Origin of the sequence: Geodermatophilus poikilotrophus (assembly GCF_900111455.1) — a bacterium.
Classification (GTDB): Bacteria; Actinomycetota; Actinomycetes; order Mycobacteriales; family Geodermatophilaceae; genus Geodermatophilus; species Geodermatophilus poikilotrophus.
On record NZ_FOIE01000003.1, the window covers coordinates 289,859 to 308,615 of the forward strand.

Below are 18,757 nucleotides of genomic sequence, written 5' to 3' on the forward strand. Positions count from 1 at the left end.
CTGCTCGCGCTGCTGCCGCTCGGCTTCGTCGTCGCGGGGATGGCGGACGTCGGCTGGGCCGGTGTGCGGGAGCTGGTGTTCCGCCCGCGGGTGGCCGAGCTGCTGGGCAACACGGCGCGGCTGGTCGGCGGCGCGGTGCTGCTGTGCGCCGTCCTCGGCGTGGGCGCGGCCTGGCTGGTGGAGCGCTCGGCGCTGCCGGGACGGCGGGTCTGGCACGTGCTGCTGGTGGCGCCGCTGGCCGTGCCGGCGTTCGTCAACAGCTACGCCTGGATCTCGCTGCTGCCGGGGCTGGACACCTACGGCGGCGCGCTGCTGGTCGTGACGCTGTCCTACTTCCCCTTCGTCTACCTGCCGGTGGTCGCCGCCTTCCGCGGCCTGGACCCGGCGCTGGAGGACACCGCCCGCGGGCTGGGGCTCTCCGGCCCCGCCGTGTTCCGTCGGGTGCAGCTGCCGCAGCTGCGGGTGGCGCTGCTCGGCGGCTCGCTGCTCGTCGCGCTGCACGTGCTGGCCGAGTTCGGTGCGCTGCAGATGCTGCGCTACCCGACCTTCACCACCGCCATCTACGACCAGTACCGCGCCACCTTCAACGGGCCGGGCGCGACCGCGCTGGCCGGCGTGCTGATGCTGCTGTGCCTGGCGCTGCTGCTGGCCGAGCTGCGGCTCCGCGGCCGCCGTGGCTACGCCCGCACCGGAGCGGGGGTGGCGCGTGCCGGGCGGCCGGTCCGGCTCGGAGCCCTCGCCGTCCCCGCGCTGCTGGGGCTGGGCGGGCTGGTCGCGCTGTCGCTGGCCGTGCCGCTGGGCAGCCTGGCGCTGTGGATGGTCCGCGGCTCGTCGACGGCGCTGGACCGGTCCGCGCTGCTGGAGACGACGGGGACGACGCTGGGGCTGGCCGCGGTCGCAGCCGCCGTCACCACCGCGATGGCGCTGCCCACCGGCTGGCTCGCCGTCCGGGCCCGGGGCCGGGTGGCCACGCTGCTGGAGCGCAGCACCTACCTGGGCAGCTCGGTGCCGGCGATCGTCATCGCCCTCGCGCTGGTCACCGTCTCCCTCGAGGTGACGCCGTGGATCTACCAGACGGTGCCGGTGCTGCTGGCCGCCTACGCGATCCTCTTCCTGCCCCGCGCGATCGTCACGGTGCGCGCCGCCGTCGAGCAGGCGCCACCCCTGTACGACGACGTCGCCGCCTCGCTGGGTTCCTCACCGGTCGACCGGCTGCGCCGGATCACGCTGCCGCTGCTGGCGCCCGGCCTCGGCGCGGGCGCGGCGCTGGTGTTCCTCGCGGTGGTCACCGAGCTCACCGCCACGCTGCTGCTCGCACCGATCGGCACCACGACGCTGGCCACCGCCTTCTGGTCGGCGAGCAGCGCGCTGGAGTACGGCGCCGCTGCCCCGTACGCGGTCGTCATGGTGCTGCTCTCGGCGCCGGCCACCGTGCTGCTCTCCCGCGACGCCCGGCGGGGGCTGATGACGTGACCCCCCGACCGCCCTCTCCTCCTCGACGGGACCCGCTGCCATGAGCTCGCTGACGGTCACCGACGTGACCAAGTCCTACGGCGCGACGCCGGTGCTGACCGGGGTGGACCTGCACGTGCCCGAGGGCAGCTTCACCGCGCTGCTCGGGCCCTCCGGGTGTGGCAAGACGACGCTGCTGCGACTGGTCGCGGGCTTCGACGACCCCGACCGCGGCACCGTCGACGTCGGCGGGCGCCGAGTGGCCGGTCCCGGCCGCAGCGTGGCCGCGCGACGCCGGCACATCGGCTTCGTGCCGCAGGAGGGCGGGCTGTTCCCGCACCTGTCGGTCGCCGGCAACGTCGCCTTCGGCCTGCCCCGCCGGCAGCGCCGCGACGCCGGCCGGGTGGCGTCGCTGCTGGAGCTCGTCGGCCTGGACGCCGGCCTCGCGCAGCGCTCGCCGCACCAGCTGTCCGGCGGCCAGCAGCAGCGGGTCGCGCTGGCGCGGGCGCTGGCACCGGCGCCGTCCCTGGTGCTGCTCGACGAGCCGTTCTCCTCGCTGGACGCGTCGTTGCGGGAGGAGACGCGGCAGGCGGTGGCCGACGCGCTGACCGCGGCCGGCGCGACCGCCGTCCTGGTCACCCACGACCAGGCCGAGGCGCTGTCGATGGCCGACCAGGTGGCCGTGCTGCGCGGCGGCCGGCTGGTGCAGCTGGCCGATCCGCGCACGCTCTACCGCAGCCCGCAGGACCTCGACGTCGCGACCTTCGTGGGGGAGTCGGTGGTGCTCGACGCCGACGTCCGGGCCGGCCGGGCGCACTCGGCCCTCGGCGTGCTCGACCTCGAGCGCACCTGCCCCGACGGGCCGGTGCGGGTGCTGCTGCGCCCGGAGCAGCTGCGGCTCGGGCCGGTGGCCGGGGCGGGGCCGCGCGCCCGCGTGCGCGGCGTCGACTTCTTCGGGCACGACGCGCGGGTGCGTCTGGAGCTGTCGTCCGGGATGGCGTTCAGCGCGCGGCTGGAGGGCTGGGACCTGCCGGCGGTGGGGGACGACGTGACGGTCGGCGTCCTCGGTGCGGCGCTGCCCTTCCCGGGGGACGCCGTCCGGTCCGGGGTGGGTCGGGTGCCCGCGTCGAGTTAGGTGTGCCTAAGCTCACCGGCGTGGACCTCTTCCTCTTCACGGTCGACCCCGGCTGGGGCGCCGACGTGGTCGCCGCGGGCGCGACCGGGGTCGTCGTGGACTGGGAGCGGCGTGGCAAGCACCGCCGCCAGCTCGGCGAGGGCACCCAGATCAACGGCGACACCCCCGCCGACCTCAGCCGGATGCGCGCCGCCACCGACGGCCGGCTGCTGTGCCGGATCAACGGCTTCGGCCCGTGGACCCGGGCCGAGGTGGACGACGCGGTCGCCCGGGGCGCCGACGAGCTGTTCCTGCCCATGGTGCGCACCGCCGAGGAGGTCGACCGGACCCTGGACCTGGTGGCCGGCCGCTGCGGGCTGGGCATCCTGGTCGAGACCCAGGACGGTGTGGCGTGCGCGGCCGAGCTGGCCCGCCGTCCGCTGTCGCGGGTGTACGTGGGCCTCAACGACCTGCGCATCGACCGCGGCTCGGACCAGCTGTTCACGCCGCTGGTCGACGGCACCGTGGACGCCGTCCGCGCGGCGGTGCCCGGGCCGTTCGGGGTCGGCGGGCTGACCCTGCCCGGGGCCGGCGCGCCGGTCCCGGCCTGGCTGCTCGCCGCCGAGCTCGTCCGCGTGGGCGCCGACTTCACCTTCCTGCGGCGCTCGTTCACCGCGGACATGGCCGGGCGGGACCCGTTCGTCGAGGTGCCCCGGCTGCTCGACGTCCTCACCGGGCTGGCGACCGCCACCGCGGCCGACGTGGCCGAGCGCCGGGCCGCGTTCGTCGCCGCCGTGACCGGCGTGCCGGTGGCACAGCCGGCGTGAGGGCCCTGGTCACCGGTGCCGGCGGCTTCGTCGGCCGGCACCTGGTCGCGCGGCTGCGCGGCGACGGGTGGGACGTCGTCCCGCTGACGCGCGCATCGGTCGACCTGACCGATGCGGTCGCTGCTGCCGCCCTCGTGCGCGATGCCGACCCGGATGTCGTGTTCTCGCTGGCCGCGGCGCGGCGCAAGGCGACGCCTGGGGACCGGGCCGACACCGTCGCGGTGAACACGTCGCCGTGGCTGGTCGACGCGCTGCCCTCACGGTGCCGTGCCGTCGTGCGCCTGGGGTCGTCGACCGAGTACGCCGCCGCGCCGGTGCCGCTGGCCGAGGACGCCGCACTGCGCCCGCGCGGGTTCTTCGGGGCGACCAAGGCGGCCGGGTCGCTGCTGCTGCAGGCCGCCGCGGCCGAGCGCGGGGTGCGGTCGGCGGTGCTGCGCGCGTTCCAGGTCTACGGGCCCGGCGACCACCCGGCCCGGCTGGTGCCGGTCGTGCTCGACGCCGCCCGTACCGGCGCCGTCGTCCCGCTGCCGGCGCGGGTGAGCCGGCGGGACTGGGTGTGGGTCGGCGACGTCGTGGACGCCTGCGTCCGGGGCGCGCTGGCCGACGACCTGCCGCCGGGTCAGGTGCTCAACATCGGCACCGGCGTGCAGACCTCGACCGAGGAGCTGGTGTCGGTGGCGTCGCGGGTGACCGGCCGGCCGATCGCCGGTGCGGCGGGTGCGCACCCGGGCCGCGACTGGGACACCGACTGCTGGGTCAGCGACCCGTCCCTGGCGGCATCGCTGCTGGGCTGGCGGGCCTCCGTCGACCTGGCCGAGGGGCTCTCGCGCACCTGGGCCGCGCTGTCGTGACCCGCGTCGCCGTCATAGTCCCGGTGTACCGGAACGCGGCGACGCTCGAGCCGCTGGCCGCGCGGCTGGGTGCCGCGCTGGCGGGCCGGGACTGGCGGTTGCGGCTGGTGGTCGACGCGTGTCCCGCCGGGAGTACCGACGTCGCCCTGTCCCTGGCCGGCCCGCGCGTCGAGGCGACCCTGCTCGGGGTGAACGGCGGGCAGCACGCCGCGCTGCGGCGGGGGCTGGCCGACGAGCCGGACGCCGACGTGTGGGTGTGCATGGACGCCGACCTGCAGGACCCGCCCGAGGCCGTGCCGCTGCTGCTCGACCGGCTGGCGGTGGGGGACGTCGAGGCGGTCTTCGCCGGGCGGCGCGGGGCGTACGAGTCGTGGCTGCGGCGCTCCTCCGGCGGGCTGCACCGGCGGGTGGCCGCGCGGCTGACCGGCCTGCCGCCGGACGCCGGCGCGTTCCTCGCGCTGGGGCCGCTGGTGCGCTCGGCGGTGCTCGCCGCCTCCGGGGCGCCGAGCGTGGTGCTGGCCGTGGGCGTGGCCCGCCGGCCGGTGGCCAGCGTGCCGGTGTCGCGGGACGTGCGGCCGGAGGGCCGGTCGGCGTGGACGGCGTGGGCCCGGCTGGGTCAGTCGGTCCGCTCGCTGGGCTGGGCGCTGCGCCAGCGGTAGCTCGTTCGAGGCGTCTGGGCCGTCTCTCACCGTAGGCCGCTCCGGCGCCGCCTCACTGGACCCACCTCTGGAATCCCGGGGCCGCTGCCCGAGGGCCGGCTGCGGCCGTCGTCAAGGCCTCCGCCAGGTCTGTGTACAGGTTCCGGAGCTGGGGAGTCGTACTGCTGCGGGGTTCTGACTCCAGTAGGATTCGAACGCTTGATCGAAGCGCTGGGGAGGTGTCGTGGAGCAGCTGCTGGCCTCCCTGGACGCGCTGGCCGCCGAGGACCTGGGGCCGTTGTTCGGCCCGGCGCTGCTCGACCGGCTGGGTCCGCTGCTGGCCGCGCAGAACCGGCTGGCCGCCGAGGTCGCCCGCACGGTGCGGGAGGCCGAGGTGTCCGGCGCGGCGGAGGTCGACGGGCTGAAGACGATGGCCTCCTGGCTGCGCGGGCACGCCCACCTGTCCACGGGCGAGGCCGCGCGGGTGGTGCGCACCGGGCGGGCGCTGGTGCAGCTGCCCGTGCTGGCTGCGGCGTTGGCAGCCGGTGCGGTGACCGGCGAGCAGGCGGCGGTGGTCGGCCGGGTGGCCGAGCCGGAGCACCTCACCCGCGCCGCGGAGCAGGGCGTGGACCTGGGCGGCGTGGACACCGTGCTGACCGAGGTGGCCATCACCCGTCCGCACGCCGATGTCGCCAGGGCGGTGCACCACTACCTGCAGCGCCTGGATGCCGACGGGCCGGAGCCGGATCCGACCGGGGGGCGGCGGGTGGTCATCGCCAAGCACGCCGACGGGTCGATCTCCGGCCGGTTCGACCTGGACGCGGTGGGTGGGGAGAAGCTGCAGGCCGCGCTGGAGTCGGTGGTGCAGGCCGGCCGCTGTGCCGGGGACGAGCGCACCAGGGGCCAGCAGTTGGCCGATGCGCTGGTGCAGCTGTGCGACCACCAGCTGGCCGCCGGTCAGCTGCCGGTGCTGCGCGGGCACAAGCCCCAGGTGCCGGTCAAGGTCGGTGTCGAGGATCTGGTCGATCCCGCGGTCGGCGCCGGTGCCGCCGAGCTGGGGTTCGGGGCGACCGTCTCCGCGGCGCGGGCCCGGTGGCTGGCCTGCGACGGGGCCGTCACCCGGATCGTGCTGGGCCCGGACGGGATGCCGCTGGACCACGGCCGCACCGTGCGCCTGGTACCCCCGCACGTCCGCCGCGCCGCGGAGGTCCGCGACGGCGGCTGCGTGTTCACCGGCTGCGGGGCTCCCACCCACTGGTGCGACGTGCACCACCTGCTGGAGTGGGTCAACGGTGGTGAGACGTCGCTGGCCAACTCCGCGCTGCTGTGCGAACGGCACCACACCAAGGTCCACCACGGCTTCCGGGTCGAGCGGCAACCCGACGGGCGATGGCGCACCCAGCGCCCGGATGGCAGCGAGATCCGCACCGGACCCCTGCGCACCATACCGGGCCGCACCGGACCGGGCCGCACCGGCCCACCCCTTCCCGCCGCCGCCTGAGCCGGCACCCGGCCGAGCCGGCAGCCGACCGACGCCCACCCTGGGGCACCGGTCGGCTGCCGGCTGCCCGCACGTCGGCACCGGCGGGAACACGCACCTCAGCGGGCGGCCCACTCCTGGCGCGGTCCGCGGTGGACGGCCGCGTAGACCTGGTCGCGCAGCTCGTTGGCGCGCTGGTCGGTCAAGGTCCCGGACAGGGGACGCAGCACCAGCCGCAGGAGCACGTTGACCTGGTCCTGGCGCAGCCCGAGCCTGCGGCGGGCGGCGTCCGGGAGGTCGGCGTGGGCGGTGGCGGCCAGCACGGTCACCGACTCGAGGTCCTCGACCGCGGGGCCCAGAGCGGTGCGGACGGTGTCCCCGAGCAGCTCCGCATCGACCGGGGCGTCCACGACGATGGACAGGTCCCGGCGCACGGGTGGCTGCGACGACACCGGTCGCCACGGGGCCAGGTCGAGCAGCTGTGCGGCGATGCGCGGTTCCGTCGAGCGCAGCACGCGGATGTCATCGATGCCCTTGCGCACCATCAGCGCCCGGTCCAGGCCCATGCCCAGCGCCAGGCCGCTGTAGCGGTCGGCGTCGAGACCGGCGCCGGTGAGCACGTGCTCGGCGGCCAGGCCGCACTCCGCCAGCTCCACCCAGCCCGACGCGGTGCACACGTCGACCTGCAGACCTCGCGTGGTGTAGGGGTGCCGGGCCGGTGAGGTGCGCCAGCGCGCTCCGGGCAGGACGGCGCCGACCACCAGCGTGACCATCCGCCGGAGGTCGTCGGCACCCAGCCGCCGGGTGCCGACGCGCCACAGGTCCACCTGGTGGGGCGTGCCCACGTGCAGCCGGTCGATGCTGTCCCGGCGGTGGCAGAGGCCGGGCAGGGCCAGCAGCACGTCGACCTCGGGATCGGCGGCTCGGGCGGTGGCGAGCGCGCGCAGTGCAGGAGGGACGCCGGCGCTGGTGTGGCTGCGCAGCATCACCGTCTCGGCGGCGTAACGGCTGTAGCGGGCGTCGCGCGTGATGTCGGCGACCGCGTAACCCAGGCGGTCGTAGTTGTCCTCGACGCTCACCAGCGGCCGCCGCCGCTGCACGTCGAGGGCGCAGTCCCAGGCGCCGGTCAGGGCGGCGAGCACGTCGTCGAGGAGCACCTGCATCGCGTGCGGACCGTCGGCGGGGTCGGACAGGTCGCGCAGCTCGAGCGCGACCTCGATGTCGTGGGGTGACAGCAGGGTGGTCACGGGAAACCCTCCTGGGGTGTCGGCGGGTGGGGAGGCGATCACCCCCGGCCGACGGCTCCGTGACGGGCTACCGGCAGACCTCGGCGCCCCCACGGCTGCTCGGCAGCCGGGGGCGGGGAAAGGAGGTCCCGTGCTCGTGCACGGACCGAAGGTAGCGGTCCCCGAGCGACACGTCCCGTGAGTTCCGGCGCCGGTCCGTCGGTCGACCGAGCAGGCTCAGCGCTCCCAGAGCTGGACGAGCAGGTCGGTCCTCGAGGCGTCGAACGCGTACTCGTCGACCACCCGGAGCCCGGCGCCGAGCAGGACGTCGTCGTCGTCGGTGGACACCACCTCGCCGCGGATCACCCGGCGGACCAGCCACACCCGGTCAGCCGCGGACGGGGCGTCGTCCGGCGGCAGGACGACGTCGGGCCGCAGCTGGGGAGCCGCCGTCCGGACGTAGTGGTCCAGCCCGGTCGCCGAGCGCTGGTCCGCGGCGACGATCGGCTCGCCGGGGCGCTGCCGCGCGGCGAGCAGCGCCACCACGTCGTCGGCCCGCTCCCGCGGCTCGCGCACGGCCAACGGCGAGGCCGCCAGCAGCGAGCAGGCCACCAGCAGTGCGGCGACGGGTGCCCGGGCCGCGCGCGGCACGGTCAGCGCACCCACCGCCGCCAGCACGCCCAACGACAGCAGCCCGGCCAGCAGGTACCGCGGGTGGTACACCGGCCGCACCGTCTCGGCGAGCAGCAGCAGCCCCAGCGGCACGAGCAGCCAGCAGGTGCCGACCACCCGCACCCCGGCGCCACGCAGCGCGCCCAGCACGGCCAGCCCCACGGTCAGGTACAGGAACGACCTCGATCCGCCGGTCCACGCCTCGACGGCCAGGTCGGCCAGCGTGCCCTCGGTGTCCCGCAGGTGCTCGGCGTTGCGCGCGCCGGTCCCGTTGAGCAGGTTCACCCCGACCAGCCCCACGGCGGGCAGCGCCGCGACCGCACCGGTGAGCACCACCGGCAGCGCCCGCCGGCCGCGCAGCAGCAGCGCCGCGACGACGAAGCCGGCGAGCGCCGTCACCGCGTACCAGTGAGCCAGCCCCATCCCCGCGCCCGCCAGCCCGAACAGCAGCAGCCCCCGCGGCGACCCCTGCAGCCAGCGCACCAGCCCGAGCAGTGCGCCCCCGGTCGCCAGCACCGCCAGTCCGTACGGGCGGGCCTCCACTGCCTGCTCGAGCAGCAGCGGGCTCGCTGCCAACACGACCCCGGCCAGCACCCCGGCCGCCCGCGAGGTCAGCCGGGTCACCGCGCGCGTGATCAGGGCCAGCCCGCCTGCGGTCGCCAGCAGCGACAGCACCCGCAGCGACGTGTCCCCGCCCAGCCCCGGCAGCGAGACCCACGTGTGCACCACGAAGTACCAGGGCGCGTTGTACGACGGGGGGACGTCGGCCAGGTAGCCCGTCGTCCCGCGGCCCTCGACGATCGCCGCGAGGATCTCCCCGTACGGCCGGCGGCCCACCTCGGCGGTGAACAGCTCGTCGAACCACAGCCCGTGTCCCGGCAGCAGCAGCACCGTCCCCAGCAGGACGACGGCCAGCGGCGGCACCAGCTCGAGCACCGACCAGCGGGTCGACGGGGCGCGGACCGGCGCGGGCGGTGCGGACACCCGTTCCGCCGTCGTGCTCACGCCGAGCAGGTTAGGCGACCCTTCCTCGGCAGCCGACGTGTCACCGCCGTGGCGTAGCGTCCCGGACCCTCAGCGGGGGGAGGGGAGAGGTGACCGCAGGTCCCGGGCCGGCGCCGCCGCCGTCGTCGGAGACGGTCGCCCGGCGCTTCCGCCGGCAGCCGCGCCGCGACACCGCGCACGAGCTCGCCGTTCGTCGCCGATTGCACGCCCGCGGGGTGCGCTACCGCGTCGACGTCCGGCCGTGCGCCGGCACCCGGGCGCGCGGAGACATTGTCTGGAAGGGACGGCGGCTCGTCGTCTTCCTCGACGGCTGTTTCTGAGAAAGGACCACCGTGCCCCCCACCACTCGCAGGCTCGTGGCGGGGCCCTGCACGGTGGCCGCCGCCTGCGGTCACCTCCCGCGATCGAACCGGGAGTGGTGGGCCGCCAAGCTGGCCGACAACGTCGCCCGCGACCGGCGGGCCGACGCGGTGCTGCACGCCGAGGGCTGGCGCGTGCTCCGCTTCTGGGAACACGAGGACCCCGACGCGGTAGCGGACGCGATCTGCGCCGCCCTCGGCCGCCCGTCCGTGGGGTGACCGCTCAGTCGTCCGGCTCGTCCTGCTCGTTGTGCGCGCGCTTCCAGAACGGGACCGCCAGCCACCACCAGGCGAGCAGGGCACCGACGACCGCGGCGGTGATCCACGCCAGCGTCCGGTCGAACACCACGTCGGTCACCAGCAGCACCGCGCCGACGATCGCCACGGCGAGCACGGCCAGACCGAGGGACGCCGAACGGTTGCTGCGCCGCAGCAGCGCCTCCTTGTCGTGCTGCCGGAACAGCACCCGGTGCTGCGCTGCGGGCGCGATCAGCAGCCCGGTCGCCACGGCGGCGGCCAGCAGCGTGAAGAAGTAGACGTCCCGCTGGAAGTCGGTGAGCCGGGTGCCCTGCTGCTGGAAGGGCACCACGAGCAGGAAGGCGAAGAGGAACTGCACCCCGGGCAGCGCGACGCGCAGCTCGTTGAGCAGCTCCATCAGTTCCCGGTCGATCCGCTCCTTGCGGCTCTCACCGTCGTGTGACGAGTCGCCGCGGTGCTGCGGACTCCGCACGCCCGTCATGGCCCGCACCTCCTGCCGTCGCCGTTCCGCCCGATCGAGGTGGAGCGGGATGGTCCCACGGAGCAGGGCCGGGTGCGCCCGGCCCGGTCACCCCTTCGGCGTGCAGAGGACGACGTGTCGCTGGAGACGCCCGTGGCGCCCGGACCCCGGCCGGGGAGGCGACGGCGGAGCACTCCCCCGAGGACCACCGGGCGCAGACGCGACGAGGCCCGGCGGACCGTGTGGTCCGCCGGGCCTCGTCGCGTCGGTCAGCCCCCGATGGCGGCCAGGGCGCGGTCCACCAGGTCGTAGTGGCCCACCGCCCAGAACACCACGCCGGCCGCCGCCAGGCCGCCCACGGTGATCGCCGCGGAGCTCACCGGGTGCCGTCTCGCGTGTGCCCAGGCGTCGCGGGCCTGCCGGCGGAAGGCGACGAAGAAGCGCCGCGCCCACTGGAACTCCGTCGACCACACCCACAGCCCCACCAGGACCGGCGGGATGGTGAGCGGCCCGGGCAGCACGGTCAGGGCCAGCCCCAGCAGCACGAACAGCAGCCCGACGACGAACACCCCGACCCGGTAGGCGATGCCGAGGCCGGGCTTCTGCCGGATCCGGTCGCGCCACGAGCCGGGCTCGACCGGTCGGGGCCGGCCCAGCCCGTCGGTGCAGTCGGCACACCGGGTCGCGCCGCCGCGGGCAGGCGTGCCCTGGGTGTCGAGCGTGTGGGTCACCGGGACTCCTGGATCGGCGCGGGGTGGAGGAGCGGTCAGCGCTGGGCGAGCCCGCGCGCGACCTCGCTGGGCCGCTGCTGCTCACCGGCGTAGGAGCTGACCACCACGAGCGCGCCGGTCAGCGCCGGGATCACCCACTGCAGCTGGTCGAGCTTGGCCTGCGCCGCGGCGACCTCGGCCTTGGCTCGCTTGCTGGGCTTGGTGCCCGAGCGGGACGGCGTGCCGCCGGCGTCGGAGACCACCTTGCCCAGCGCCCGGCTGTAGGCGGTGACGCCCAGGGCGGCCGCGGTGAGCGTGGTCTTGAGCGCGCTCATGCCGGCGACGCCCTGCTGCTCGGCCACGCGCCTGCGGTTGCCGAGCAGCTGGCCGACGCTGCCGATCAGGTGCGCGCCGATGGCCGCGGCGTTGACCGGCGTCCACCGGTCCCAGCCGGCGTTGGCCACCCGGCCGGTGTCCGATGCGCTGCCGGCCTCACCGGCCGCGGCGTTGAGCGCGACGGCGTTGGCCAGCGTGCCGCCGAACCAGGCGGAGAGTCCGAGGTCGTGCAGCGAGCGGGACAGGGTGTTGCGCGCCATTGGTGATCTCCTCAGGAGGGGACAGGTGGGGTCGCTCTACCCCGCATCCCGTGTTCACACTCGATCGCGCACCACTCGTGCTCAGGTGCCGTAGCGCAGCGCGGCCCGGCGGCGCGCCTTGGCCGCCTCCTCCTCTCTGTCCTTGGGCGGAGCGGTGGTGACCAGCGCGGCCAGCAGCCGAGCGGAGGCCTCGGCGACCTCGGCGACGGCACGGTCGAAGGCCTCGGCGTTGGCCCGCGACGGCCGCGCCGTCCCGCTGATCTTGCGGACGTACTGCAGCGCGGCGGCGTGCACCTCGTCCTCGGTGACGGGGGGCTCGAAGTTGGCCAGGGGCCGGATGTTGCGGCACATGCGCCGCAGCGTAGGAGCGCCGGCTGACGTCCGGGAGCCTCAGACGGCGAAGCCGGCCCGGTCGACCTCCCGGTGGTAGCGGGTGCCCAGACCGCCGCCGAGCAGCGCCCCGACCAGCGCCGCCGCCGCGGCGGCGGCGAGGGTGACCAGGCCGGTCGTGGTGGCGGTGCCCTCCTCGACCGGGATGCGCGGCAGTTCCAGCCGCGCGAGCACGTTGTACTCGCTGCCCAGCGCCACCGCGGCGCCGGAGACCAGCAGGACGACGACCAGGCCCACCAGCCAGACCGCCAGGCCCTGCCGGAAGCCGGTGAAGCGCGCCATCCGCCCGGCGACGTACCCGCCGGCGAGGTAGGACAGGAAAAGGACGACGAGCAGCGCGACCGCCCCGCCGAGGCCCACCTCCCCGGCCGACGCCCCCTCGGTCAGGCCCAGCGCGACGTCGGCCGCCGACACCAGCGCGACGAGCAGCACCGCCAGGCCGGTCGCCGACAGCCAGCCGAAGAACGCCGCCCCCCACGCGATCCCGCCGAACGCCGACTGCTGGGCGGCGACGGCGTCCCGCGCCACGCCGGAGGTGGCCGAGGCACCCTCGGGGGCGGTGCGGTCGCTGCTCGCCATGGCGGGCCTCCTGGGGAAGATCGGAGTCGGACGTGCCCGGCGGGGTGCCCCGGGCCGGTGGGCACAAACGGTGCACTGTGGGCACGACGAGGCGTCGAAGGAGGAGCGGTGGTCGTGGTGCTGGTGGACGCCGCGAACGTGGTCGGCGCCCGGCCCGACGGCTGGTGGCGCGACCGGCCGGCAGCGACGTCCCGGCTGCTGGCCCGGCTGACCGCGCTGCCGGGCCGCATCGTGCCCGCGCCCGGGGGCGGGCGGCTGCTCCTCGGCGAGGTCGTCGCGGTCGTCGAGGGGGCGGCGTCGACGGTCCGCGCGCCGGAGGGCGTCACGCTGGTGCGCGCTCCCGGCAGCGGGGACGACGCGCTCGCCTCCTACGCCGGCCGGCTCGCGGCGGAGGGTCGGCGGGTGCTGGTGGTCACCGCCGACCGCGGCCTGCGCGCGCGGCTGCCGGACGGCGCCACCGTCACCGGCCCCGGTTGGCTGTACGAGGTGCTGCCCGCATGACCCGGAGGGCGCGAGGGTAGAGCGACTCCACCGACGCGAGATCGAGACCTGCGCGCGCGTCCGCACCCCTCCCGAGCACGAGGATCCGCATGCCGCCCGCCGTCCCGCCGTCTCGCCCCCCGACCGCCCTGATCACCGGAGCCTCCAGCGGGATCGGCCGGGCCACGGTGCACACCCTCGCCGCCCGCGGCGCCCGGCTGGTGCTCGTCGCCCGGGGCCGCGATGCGCTGGAGGAGACCGCCGCCGAGGCCCGCGAGAAGGGCGCCGCCGACGTCCTGGTCTGCCCGGCCGACGTCGCCGACGCCGACGCCGTGCAGCGGGCGGTCGAGACCGCCGTCGAGCGCCTCGGCCGCCTCGACGCCGTCGTCCACTCCGCGCAGACGATGGCCTACGGCCGCATCGAGGACGTGCCCCGCGAGGTCTTCGAGGCCGTCGTCGACACCTCCCTGCACGGCACCGCCAACGTCGCCCGCAGCGCGCTGCCGGTGTTCCGCCGCCAGGGCGCCGGGCACCTGGTCGTCGTCAGCTCGCTGCTGGCGTCGGTGACCGCGCCCCTCATGGGCACCTACGCGGCGGCGAAGTGGGGTCAGCTCGGGCTGGTCCGCACGCTGCAGCAGGAGACGCGGGACGCGCCGGGGGTGCACGTCTCGGCGGTCGCCCCCGGCGGGGTCAACACCCCGATCTACTACCAGGGAGCCACGTGGGCCGGCAGCACCGGCCGGCCGCCGCCCCCCGTGTACTCGGCGGAACGGGTGGCGCGCGCAGTGGTGGCGCGGCTGGACCGGCCGCGGCGGCTGGTGCAGTCGGGGATCGCCAACCCGGTGGTCATCGCCGGCTTCCGGCTGCTCCCGGCCGTCTACGACGCGCTGGTCGGGCCGCTGTTCCGGGTGTTCGCCCTGGCCGGGGACGGTGCACCGCCCAGCGAGGGCAACGTCTTCGCCTCCCGGACGGAGCGCAACGCCAGGGACGGCCGCTGGCGCGGCGTCTGAGCGTTCCCGGTCACCAGCGCTCGCGCCGGTCGGCCAGGCCCTCCTCGAACGCGGTCACCACGCCGGCGGCGACGTCGCGGAGCTTGACGTTGCGCCGCTGGGAAGCGATACGCAGCAGGTCGAAGGCCCGGTCGGCCGTGCACCGCTCCTGCGCCATGAGCAGGCCGACCGCCTGGCCGATGGTGGCCCGGGTGTCCAGGCCGCCGAGCAGGGACTCGGTGCGCTCGTCGCTGTCGGCGATCCGCAGCGCCACCGCGAGCGCACCGGTGGCCTGCTGCGCCCAGTCCGCGGCGGTGGCCTCGTGGTCGGCGCTGAACACCCGGGGCTCGGTGGCGTAGAGGTTCAGCGCACCGCTGTTGCGGCCCTCGACCACCAGCGGCAGCGACAGCGAGGACCGGACGCCGAGCTCCGCGGCTCGCGCCGGGTAGGGGGTCCAGCGGTCCTCGGTGGACATGTCGTCGACGCGGACGACGGTGCCCGTGCGCATCGACTCCAGGCACGGGCCGGTGTCCACCTCGTACTGCCGCTCGTCGGCCCGCTGGGCCAGCGGCCCGGTGCTCGCCACCGTCACCCCGGTGCTGTCGCGGGTGAGGGTCAGTCCGCATGCCACGGCGCCGGGGACCTGTCGCCCGGCGAGGTGCACCAGGTCGCCCAGGAACGACCTGAGGTCGCCCCCGGACGCCAGCAGGGCGAGCAGCTCGCCGCCGTCCGACCCCGTGCCCAGCCTCGGCGTCACTGCCGCCCGTCCTCCGTGTGGTGCCCCGTCCGGTCGTGTCCGGCCGGTCGAGTATCCAGCACGCACCGGCGGCGCGGGGAGACTCCCCGCGAACGGCGCTGTGAACAGGGTGTTGCCGCCGGCCCAGCCCGTTGACCCGGCCGGGACGCCGGACCAGGCTGGCCCTCCCCGCCTCCGGCGGGCTCGTCCCGGAGGTGCCCGTGACCGCCGATCCCACCGCCCGATCCACCCCGGCCCGGACCGCTGCGCACGCCGGCGTCGAGGCGGAGCGGGTCGACACCGGCTACCTCGAGCGGCGCCGGCTGCGATCCGGGACGGCGGGCTGGCTGCTGCTGGCCGGTCTCGGCGTCTCGGCGGTCATCTCTGGCGACTACGCCGGGTGGAACTTCGGCCTGGCGGAGGGCGGGTTCGGCGGGCTGCTGATCGCCACCGTGCTCATGGCGGTCATGTACACCGCGATGGTGTTCGGGCTGGCCGAGCTGGGCTCCGCGCTGCCGACCGCCGGCGGCGGCTACACCTTCGCCCGGCGCGCGCTGGGCCCGTGGGGCGGTTACGCCACCGGCGTCGCCGTGCTCATCGAGTACGCGATCGCGCCGGCCGCGATCGCCACGTTCATCGGCGCCTACGTCGAGTCCCTCGGGCTCTTCGGCATCACCGACGGCTGGTGGGTCTACCTGGTCGTCTACGCGCTGTTCATCGGGATCCACCTGATGGGCGTCGGCGAGGCGCTCAAGGCGATGTTCGCCGTCACCGTCGTGGCGCTCGCCGGGCTGGTGGTCTTCCTCGTCGGCGCCGTCCCGCGGTTCGAGGCCGGCAACCTGCTCGACATCGCGCCCACCGACGCCGCCGGCGCCTCGGCGTTCCTGCCGTACGGGCTGATCGGCGTCTGGGCGGCGTTCCCGTTCGCCATCTGGTTCTTCCTCGCCGTCGAGAGCGTCCCGCTGGCCGCCGAGGAGGCCCGGGACCCGGCCCGGTCCATGCCGCGGGGGATCGTCGCCGCGATGGGCGTCCTCGTCGTCCTCGCCGTCCTCATGCTGGTGTTCACCCCGGGCGCGGCGGGGTCGTCGGCGATCGCCGCATCGGGCAACCCGCCGGTCGACGCGCTGGCCGGCGCCGGCGCACCGGACGCCCTCACCCGGGTGGTCAACTACGCCGGGCTGTTCGGGCTGGTGGCCAGCTTCTTCTCGATCATCTACGCGTACTCGCGGCAGACCTTCGCGCTCTCCCGCGCCGGCTACCTGCCGCGCGCCCTCTCGGTGACCAACGGCCGCAGGGCGCCGGTGCTGGCGCTGCTCGTCCCGGGCGCGATCGGCTTCATGCTGTCGCTGACCGGCCAGGGCGCGATGCTGCTCAACATGGCCGTCTTCGGGGCGACGGTGTCCTACGTGCTGATGATGGTCAGCCACATCGTGCTGCGCCGCCGCGAGCCGGACCTGCCGCGTCCGTACCGGACGCCGGGCGGGACGGCGACGACCGGCGTCGCGCTGGTGCTCGCGGCCGCCGCGGTGGTGGCCACCTTTCTCGTCGACGTCACCGCCGCGCTGTGGACGCTCGCGGCGTACGCCGCCTTCCTCGCGTACTTCGCGCTCTACAGCCGCCACCACCTGGTGGCCTCCGCGCCGGAGGAGGAGTTCGAGCTGCTGGCCGACGCGGAGGAGGACGTCCGGTGAGACGCGTCGGCACGGTCGGCGGGCACACCTACGAGTTCCCGACCCTGGTCGAGCTGATGGCCAAGGCGACCCCGCTGCGCTCCGGCGACGTGCTGGCCGGCTGCGCCGCGGAGTCGGCCGCCGAGCGGGTGGCCGCGCAGACGGTGCTCGCCGACCTGCCGCTGGCCACCTTCCTCGACGAGCAGGTGGTCGGCTACGACGAGGACGACGTCACCCGGCTGGTGCTGGACACCCACGACCCGGTCGCCTTCGCGCCGGTCGCGTCGCTCACGGTGGGGGAGTTCCGGGACCGGCTGCTGGCCTGGGCCGCCGCGGGCGACGAGGCGGCGATCAGCGACCTGGCCCCCGGCCTGACGCCGGAGATGGTCGCGGCCACGTCGAAGCTGATGCGCAACGCCGACCTGGTCGCCGTCGGCCGGCGCACCCGGGTGGTCACCGGGCTGCGGAGCACCCTCGGCCTGCCCGGGCGGCTGGCCTCGCGGCTGCAGCCCAACCACCCGACCGACGACCCGCTGGGCGTCACGGCGTCCATCGTCGACGGGCTGCTGCAGGGCTGCGGGGACGCCGTCATCGGCATCAACCCGGCCACCGACTCCCCGGCCCGCACGGTCGCGCTGCTCCAGCTGGTCGACGAGGTGATCGGCCGCTACGGCATCCCGACGCAGTCCTGCGTGCTGGCGCACGTGACCACCACGCTGCGCGCGCTGGAGGCCGGCGCCCCGGTCGACCTGGTGTTCCAGTCGGTCGCCGGCACCCAGCCGGCCAACCGCGGCTTCGGCGTCACCCTCGACCTGCTCGCCGAGGCCCGCGCCGGGGCGCTGGCGCTGGGCCGCGGCACGGTCGGGTCGAACGTCACCTACTTCGAGACCGGGCAGGGCTCGGCGCTGTCGGCCGACGCCCACCGCGGCATCGGCGGCCGGCCGGTCGACCAGCAGACGCTGGAGGCCCGCGCCTACGCCGTCGCCCGGCACTTCGACCCGCTGATCGTCAACACCGTCGTCGGCTTCATCGGCCCGGAGTACCTCTACGACGGCAAGCAGGTGCTGCGCGCGGGGCTCGAGGACCACTTCTGCGGCAAGCTGCTCGGCCTGCCGATGGGCGTGGACGTCTGCTACACGAACCACGCCGAGGTCGACGAGGACGACATGGACGCGCTGATGCTGCTGCTGGGCGCGGCGGGCTGCACGTTCCTCATCGCCGTCCCCGGGATGGACGACGTGATGCTGCACTACCAGTCGCTGGCGTTCTCCGACGTGCTGACCACCCGCTCGGTGCTGGGGCTGCGGCCGGCCCCGGAGTTCGAGGCGTGGCTGGCCCGGATGGACCTGCTCGACGACGCCGGCCGGGTGCGCGAGCTGACCGCCGACGCGCCCGCCGCCCGCGCCCTGCTCGCGGCGGCGTCGGCATGAGCTCGGCCCTGGACGCGCCGCTGCCGCCCGGCGACGACCCGTGGGCGGTGCTCCGCGCGGCCACCCGCGCCCGGGTCGCGCTCGGCCGGGCCGGCGACGCGCTGCCGACCGCCCGCGAGCTGGAGTTCCGGGCCGCGCACGCCGCCGCCCGCGACGCGGTGCACCAGCCGCTGGACCCGGCGCTCGTCCGCGCCCAGCTGCCGGGCGTCGAGCTCGTCGAGGTGCACTCGGCTGCCCCTGACCGGGCCACCTACCTGCAGCGGCCCGACCTCGGCCGGCAGCTCGCGGAGGGCACGGAGCTGCCGCGTGGCGACGCCGACCTCGCCGTCGTGGTCGCCGACGGGCTCTCTCCGCGTGCGGTGCACGAGCACGCCGCCGGGCTGGTGACCGCGCTGCTGGAGCGGCTGCCCGGCTGGACCGTCGCGCCGCTGGTGCTGGCGCACCAGGCGCGGGTCGCACTGGGCGACGCGGTGGGGGAGGCCCTGGGCGCCCGGGCCGTCGTCGTGCTGATCGGCGAGCGGCCGGGGCTGTCGTCGGCGGACTCGCTCGGCGTCTACCTGACCTGGGGCCCGCGGCCCGGGCGGGTGGACTCCGAGCGCAACTGCGTCTCCAACGTCCGCCCCCCGCACGGGCTGTCCTACCCGCAGGCCGCCGACACGGTGGCCGCGCTGCTCGGGGCCGCGCGCGAGCTCGGCGCCTCCGGCGTGGTGCTCAAGGACGAGGGCCCGGCGCTGCCCGCCGGTGCGGGCTGAGGGCACGGACCGCGTCGGCGTCGCCGAGCGGACGACCCAGAACGACGCTCGGCGACACCGGCGGGCGCATGCAGTGTCGACTC

At 76.0% G+C, this 18,757-nt stretch carries 21 protein-coding genes; 13 read left to right on the forward strand and 8 right to left on the reverse strand.

Translation table 11 applies throughout. The features are described from left to right. Positions 1–39 precede the first annotated feature (39 nt). The 6 genes from BMW27_RS08845 (at position 40) to BMW27_RS08870 (ending at position 6,383) form a co-directional block, all read left to right on the forward strand. Positions 40–1,473, forward strand: coding sequence for an ABC transporter permease (locus BMW27_RS08845; RefSeq protein ID WP_245743403.1), 1,434 nt, complete (start codon positions 40–42; stop codon positions 1,471–1,473). Between the two features lie 40 nt (positions 1,474–1,513). Continuing rightward, a complete protein-coding gene (locus BMW27_RS08850; RefSeq protein WP_091442466.1) occupies positions 1,514–2,587 on the forward strand; it encodes an ABC transporter ATP-binding protein in 1,074 nt (357 codons plus the stop codon). Between the two features lie 20 nt (positions 2,588–2,607). Next, positions 2,608–3,393 (forward strand): aldolase, encoded by a 786-nt coding sequence (locus BMW27_RS08855; RefSeq protein ID WP_245743405.1) that lies wholly within the window; start codon positions 2,608–2,610, stop codon positions 3,391–3,393. After that, a complete protein-coding gene (locus tag BMW27_RS08860; RefSeq protein ID WP_091442471.1) occupies positions 3,390–4,244 on the forward strand; it encodes an NAD-dependent epimerase/dehydratase family protein in 855 nt (284 codons plus the stop codon). Before BMW27_RS08855 ends, BMW27_RS08860 begins: the two co-directional genes overlap by 4 nt. After that, positions 4,241–4,903, forward strand: a complete 663-nt coding sequence (locus tag BMW27_RS08865; protein WP_091442473.1) for a glycosyltransferase — start codon at positions 4,241–4,243, stop codon at positions 4,901–4,903. The genes BMW27_RS08860 and BMW27_RS08865 overlap by 4 nt, the downstream gene beginning before the upstream one ends. Before the next feature lie 223 nt (positions 4,904–5,126). Further along, on the forward strand, positions 5,127–6,383 hold the full coding sequence (locus BMW27_RS08870; RefSeq protein ID WP_091442475.1) for an HNH endonuclease signature motif containing protein: 1,257 nt from the start codon (positions 5,127–5,129) through the stop codon (positions 6,381–6,383). A gap of 98 nt (positions 6,384–6,481) precedes the next feature. On the opposite strand, the gene srmL is transcribed toward BMW27_RS08870, so the two are convergent. Both srmL and BMW27_RS08880 read right to left on the reverse strand, forming a co-directional pair. Then, positions 6,482–7,609 (reverse strand): PheS-related mystery ligase SrmL, encoded by a 1,128-nt coding sequence (gene srmL, locus BMW27_RS08875; protein ID WP_091442478.1) that lies wholly within the window; start codon positions 7,607–7,609, stop codon positions 6,482–6,484. 216 nt (positions 7,610–7,825) lie between these two features. Next, positions 7,826–9,265: a glycosyltransferase family 39 protein gene (locus tag BMW27_RS08880; protein WP_245743406.1), complete on the reverse strand. Its 1,440-nt coding sequence runs from the start codon at positions 9,263–9,265 to the stop codon at positions 7,826–7,828. Positions 9,266–9,354: 89 nt separating this feature from the next. Between BMW27_RS08880 and BMW27_RS23665 the strand changes: the two genes are divergently transcribed. Together BMW27_RS23665 and BMW27_RS23670 are read left to right on the forward strand one after the other, a co-directional pair. Continuing rightward, complete coding sequence (locus tag BMW27_RS23665; RefSeq protein ID WP_217638091.1) at positions 9,355–9,585, forward strand: very short patch repair endonuclease; 231 nt, start codon at positions 9,355–9,357, stop codon at positions 9,583–9,585. A 12-nt stretch (positions 9,586–9,597) separates the two neighbouring features. Continuing rightward, positions 9,598–9,843: a DUF559 domain-containing protein gene (locus BMW27_RS23670; RefSeq protein WP_217638092.1), complete on the forward strand. Its 246-nt coding sequence runs from the start codon at positions 9,598–9,600 to the stop codon at positions 9,841–9,843. Positions 9,844–9,847: 4 nt separating this feature from the next. Here BMW27_RS23670 and BMW27_RS08890 read toward each other — a convergent pair whose 3' ends face one another. The 5 genes from BMW27_RS08890 to BMW27_RS08910 form a co-directional block, all read right to left on the reverse strand. Further along, positions 9,848–10,363: a DUF6328 family protein gene (locus tag BMW27_RS08890; RefSeq protein WP_091442486.1), complete on the reverse strand. Its 516-nt coding sequence runs from the start codon at positions 10,361–10,363 to the stop codon at positions 9,848–9,850. Positions 10,364–10,611: 248 nt separating this feature from the next. Further along, a complete protein-coding gene (locus BMW27_RS08895) occupies positions 10,612–11,073 on the reverse strand; it encodes a PGPGW domain-containing protein (protein WP_175486438.1) in 462 nt (153 codons plus the stop codon). Between the two features lie 35 nt (positions 11,074–11,108). Beyond that, the gene (locus tag BMW27_RS08900) at positions 11,109–11,648 is read right to left on the reverse strand and encodes a hypothetical protein (RefSeq protein WP_091442493.1); all 540 of its coding nucleotides are present in this window, start codon (positions 11,646–11,648) and stop codon (positions 11,109–11,111) included. Between the two features lie 81 nt (positions 11,649–11,729). Continuing rightward, complete coding sequence (locus BMW27_RS08905; protein WP_012949647.1) at positions 11,730–11,999, reverse strand: DUF2277 domain-containing protein; 270 nt, start codon at positions 11,997–11,999, stop codon at positions 11,730–11,732. Positions 12,000–12,038: 39 nt separating this feature from the next. Next, the gene (locus BMW27_RS08910) at positions 12,039–12,617 is read right to left on the reverse strand and encodes a hypothetical protein (RefSeq protein WP_091442497.1); all 579 of its coding nucleotides are present in this window, start codon (positions 12,615–12,617) and stop codon (positions 12,039–12,041) included. A 108-nt stretch (positions 12,618–12,725) separates the two neighbouring features. Between BMW27_RS08910 and BMW27_RS08915 the strand changes: the two genes are divergently transcribed. Together BMW27_RS08915 and BMW27_RS08920 are read left to right on the forward strand one after the other, a co-directional pair. After that, positions 12,726–13,118, forward strand: coding sequence for a hypothetical protein (locus tag BMW27_RS08915; RefSeq protein ID WP_091442500.1), 393 nt, complete (start codon positions 12,726–12,728; stop codon positions 13,116–13,118). 89 nt (positions 13,119–13,207) lie between these two features. After that, positions 13,208–14,107 carry an SDR family NAD(P)-dependent oxidoreductase gene (locus BMW27_RS08920; RefSeq protein ID WP_091442504.1) on the forward strand — a complete coding sequence of 300 codons (900 nt, stop codon included), beginning with the start codon at positions 13,208–13,210 and terminating at the stop codon, positions 14,105–14,107. A gap of 10 nt (positions 14,108–14,117) precedes the next feature. Here BMW27_RS08920 and BMW27_RS08925 read toward each other — a convergent pair whose 3' ends face one another. Then, the gene (locus BMW27_RS08925) at positions 14,118–14,843 is read right to left on the reverse strand and encodes a GAF and ANTAR domain-containing protein (RefSeq protein ID WP_139206861.1); all 726 of its coding nucleotides are present in this window, start codon (positions 14,841–14,843) and stop codon (positions 14,118–14,120) included. 200 nt (positions 14,844–15,043) lie between these two features. On the opposite strand from BMW27_RS08925, the gene eat reads away from it, so the two are divergent. Genes eat through eutC form a run of 3 tightly spaced genes read left to right on the forward strand, consistent with a single transcriptional unit; the run spans position 15,044 to position 18,674 of the window. Further along, entirely contained in the window at positions 15,044–16,513 is a 1,470-nt protein-coding gene (eat, locus tag BMW27_RS08930; RefSeq protein ID WP_175486439.1) for an ethanolamine permease, read from the forward strand. Continuing rightward, positions 16,510–17,922, forward strand: coding sequence for an ethanolamine ammonia-lyase subunit EutB (locus BMW27_RS08935; protein ID WP_091442512.1), 1,413 nt, complete (start codon positions 16,510–16,512; stop codon positions 17,920–17,922). The genes eat and BMW27_RS08935 overlap by 4 nt, the downstream gene beginning before the upstream one ends. After that, positions 17,919–18,674 (forward strand): ethanolamine ammonia-lyase subunit EutC, encoded by a 756-nt coding sequence (gene eutC, locus BMW27_RS08940; protein ID WP_091442515.1) that lies wholly within the window; start codon positions 17,919–17,921, stop codon positions 18,672–18,674. Before BMW27_RS08935 ends, eutC begins: the two co-directional genes overlap by 4 nt. The last annotated feature ends 83 nt before the right edge of the window (positions 18,675–18,757 follow it).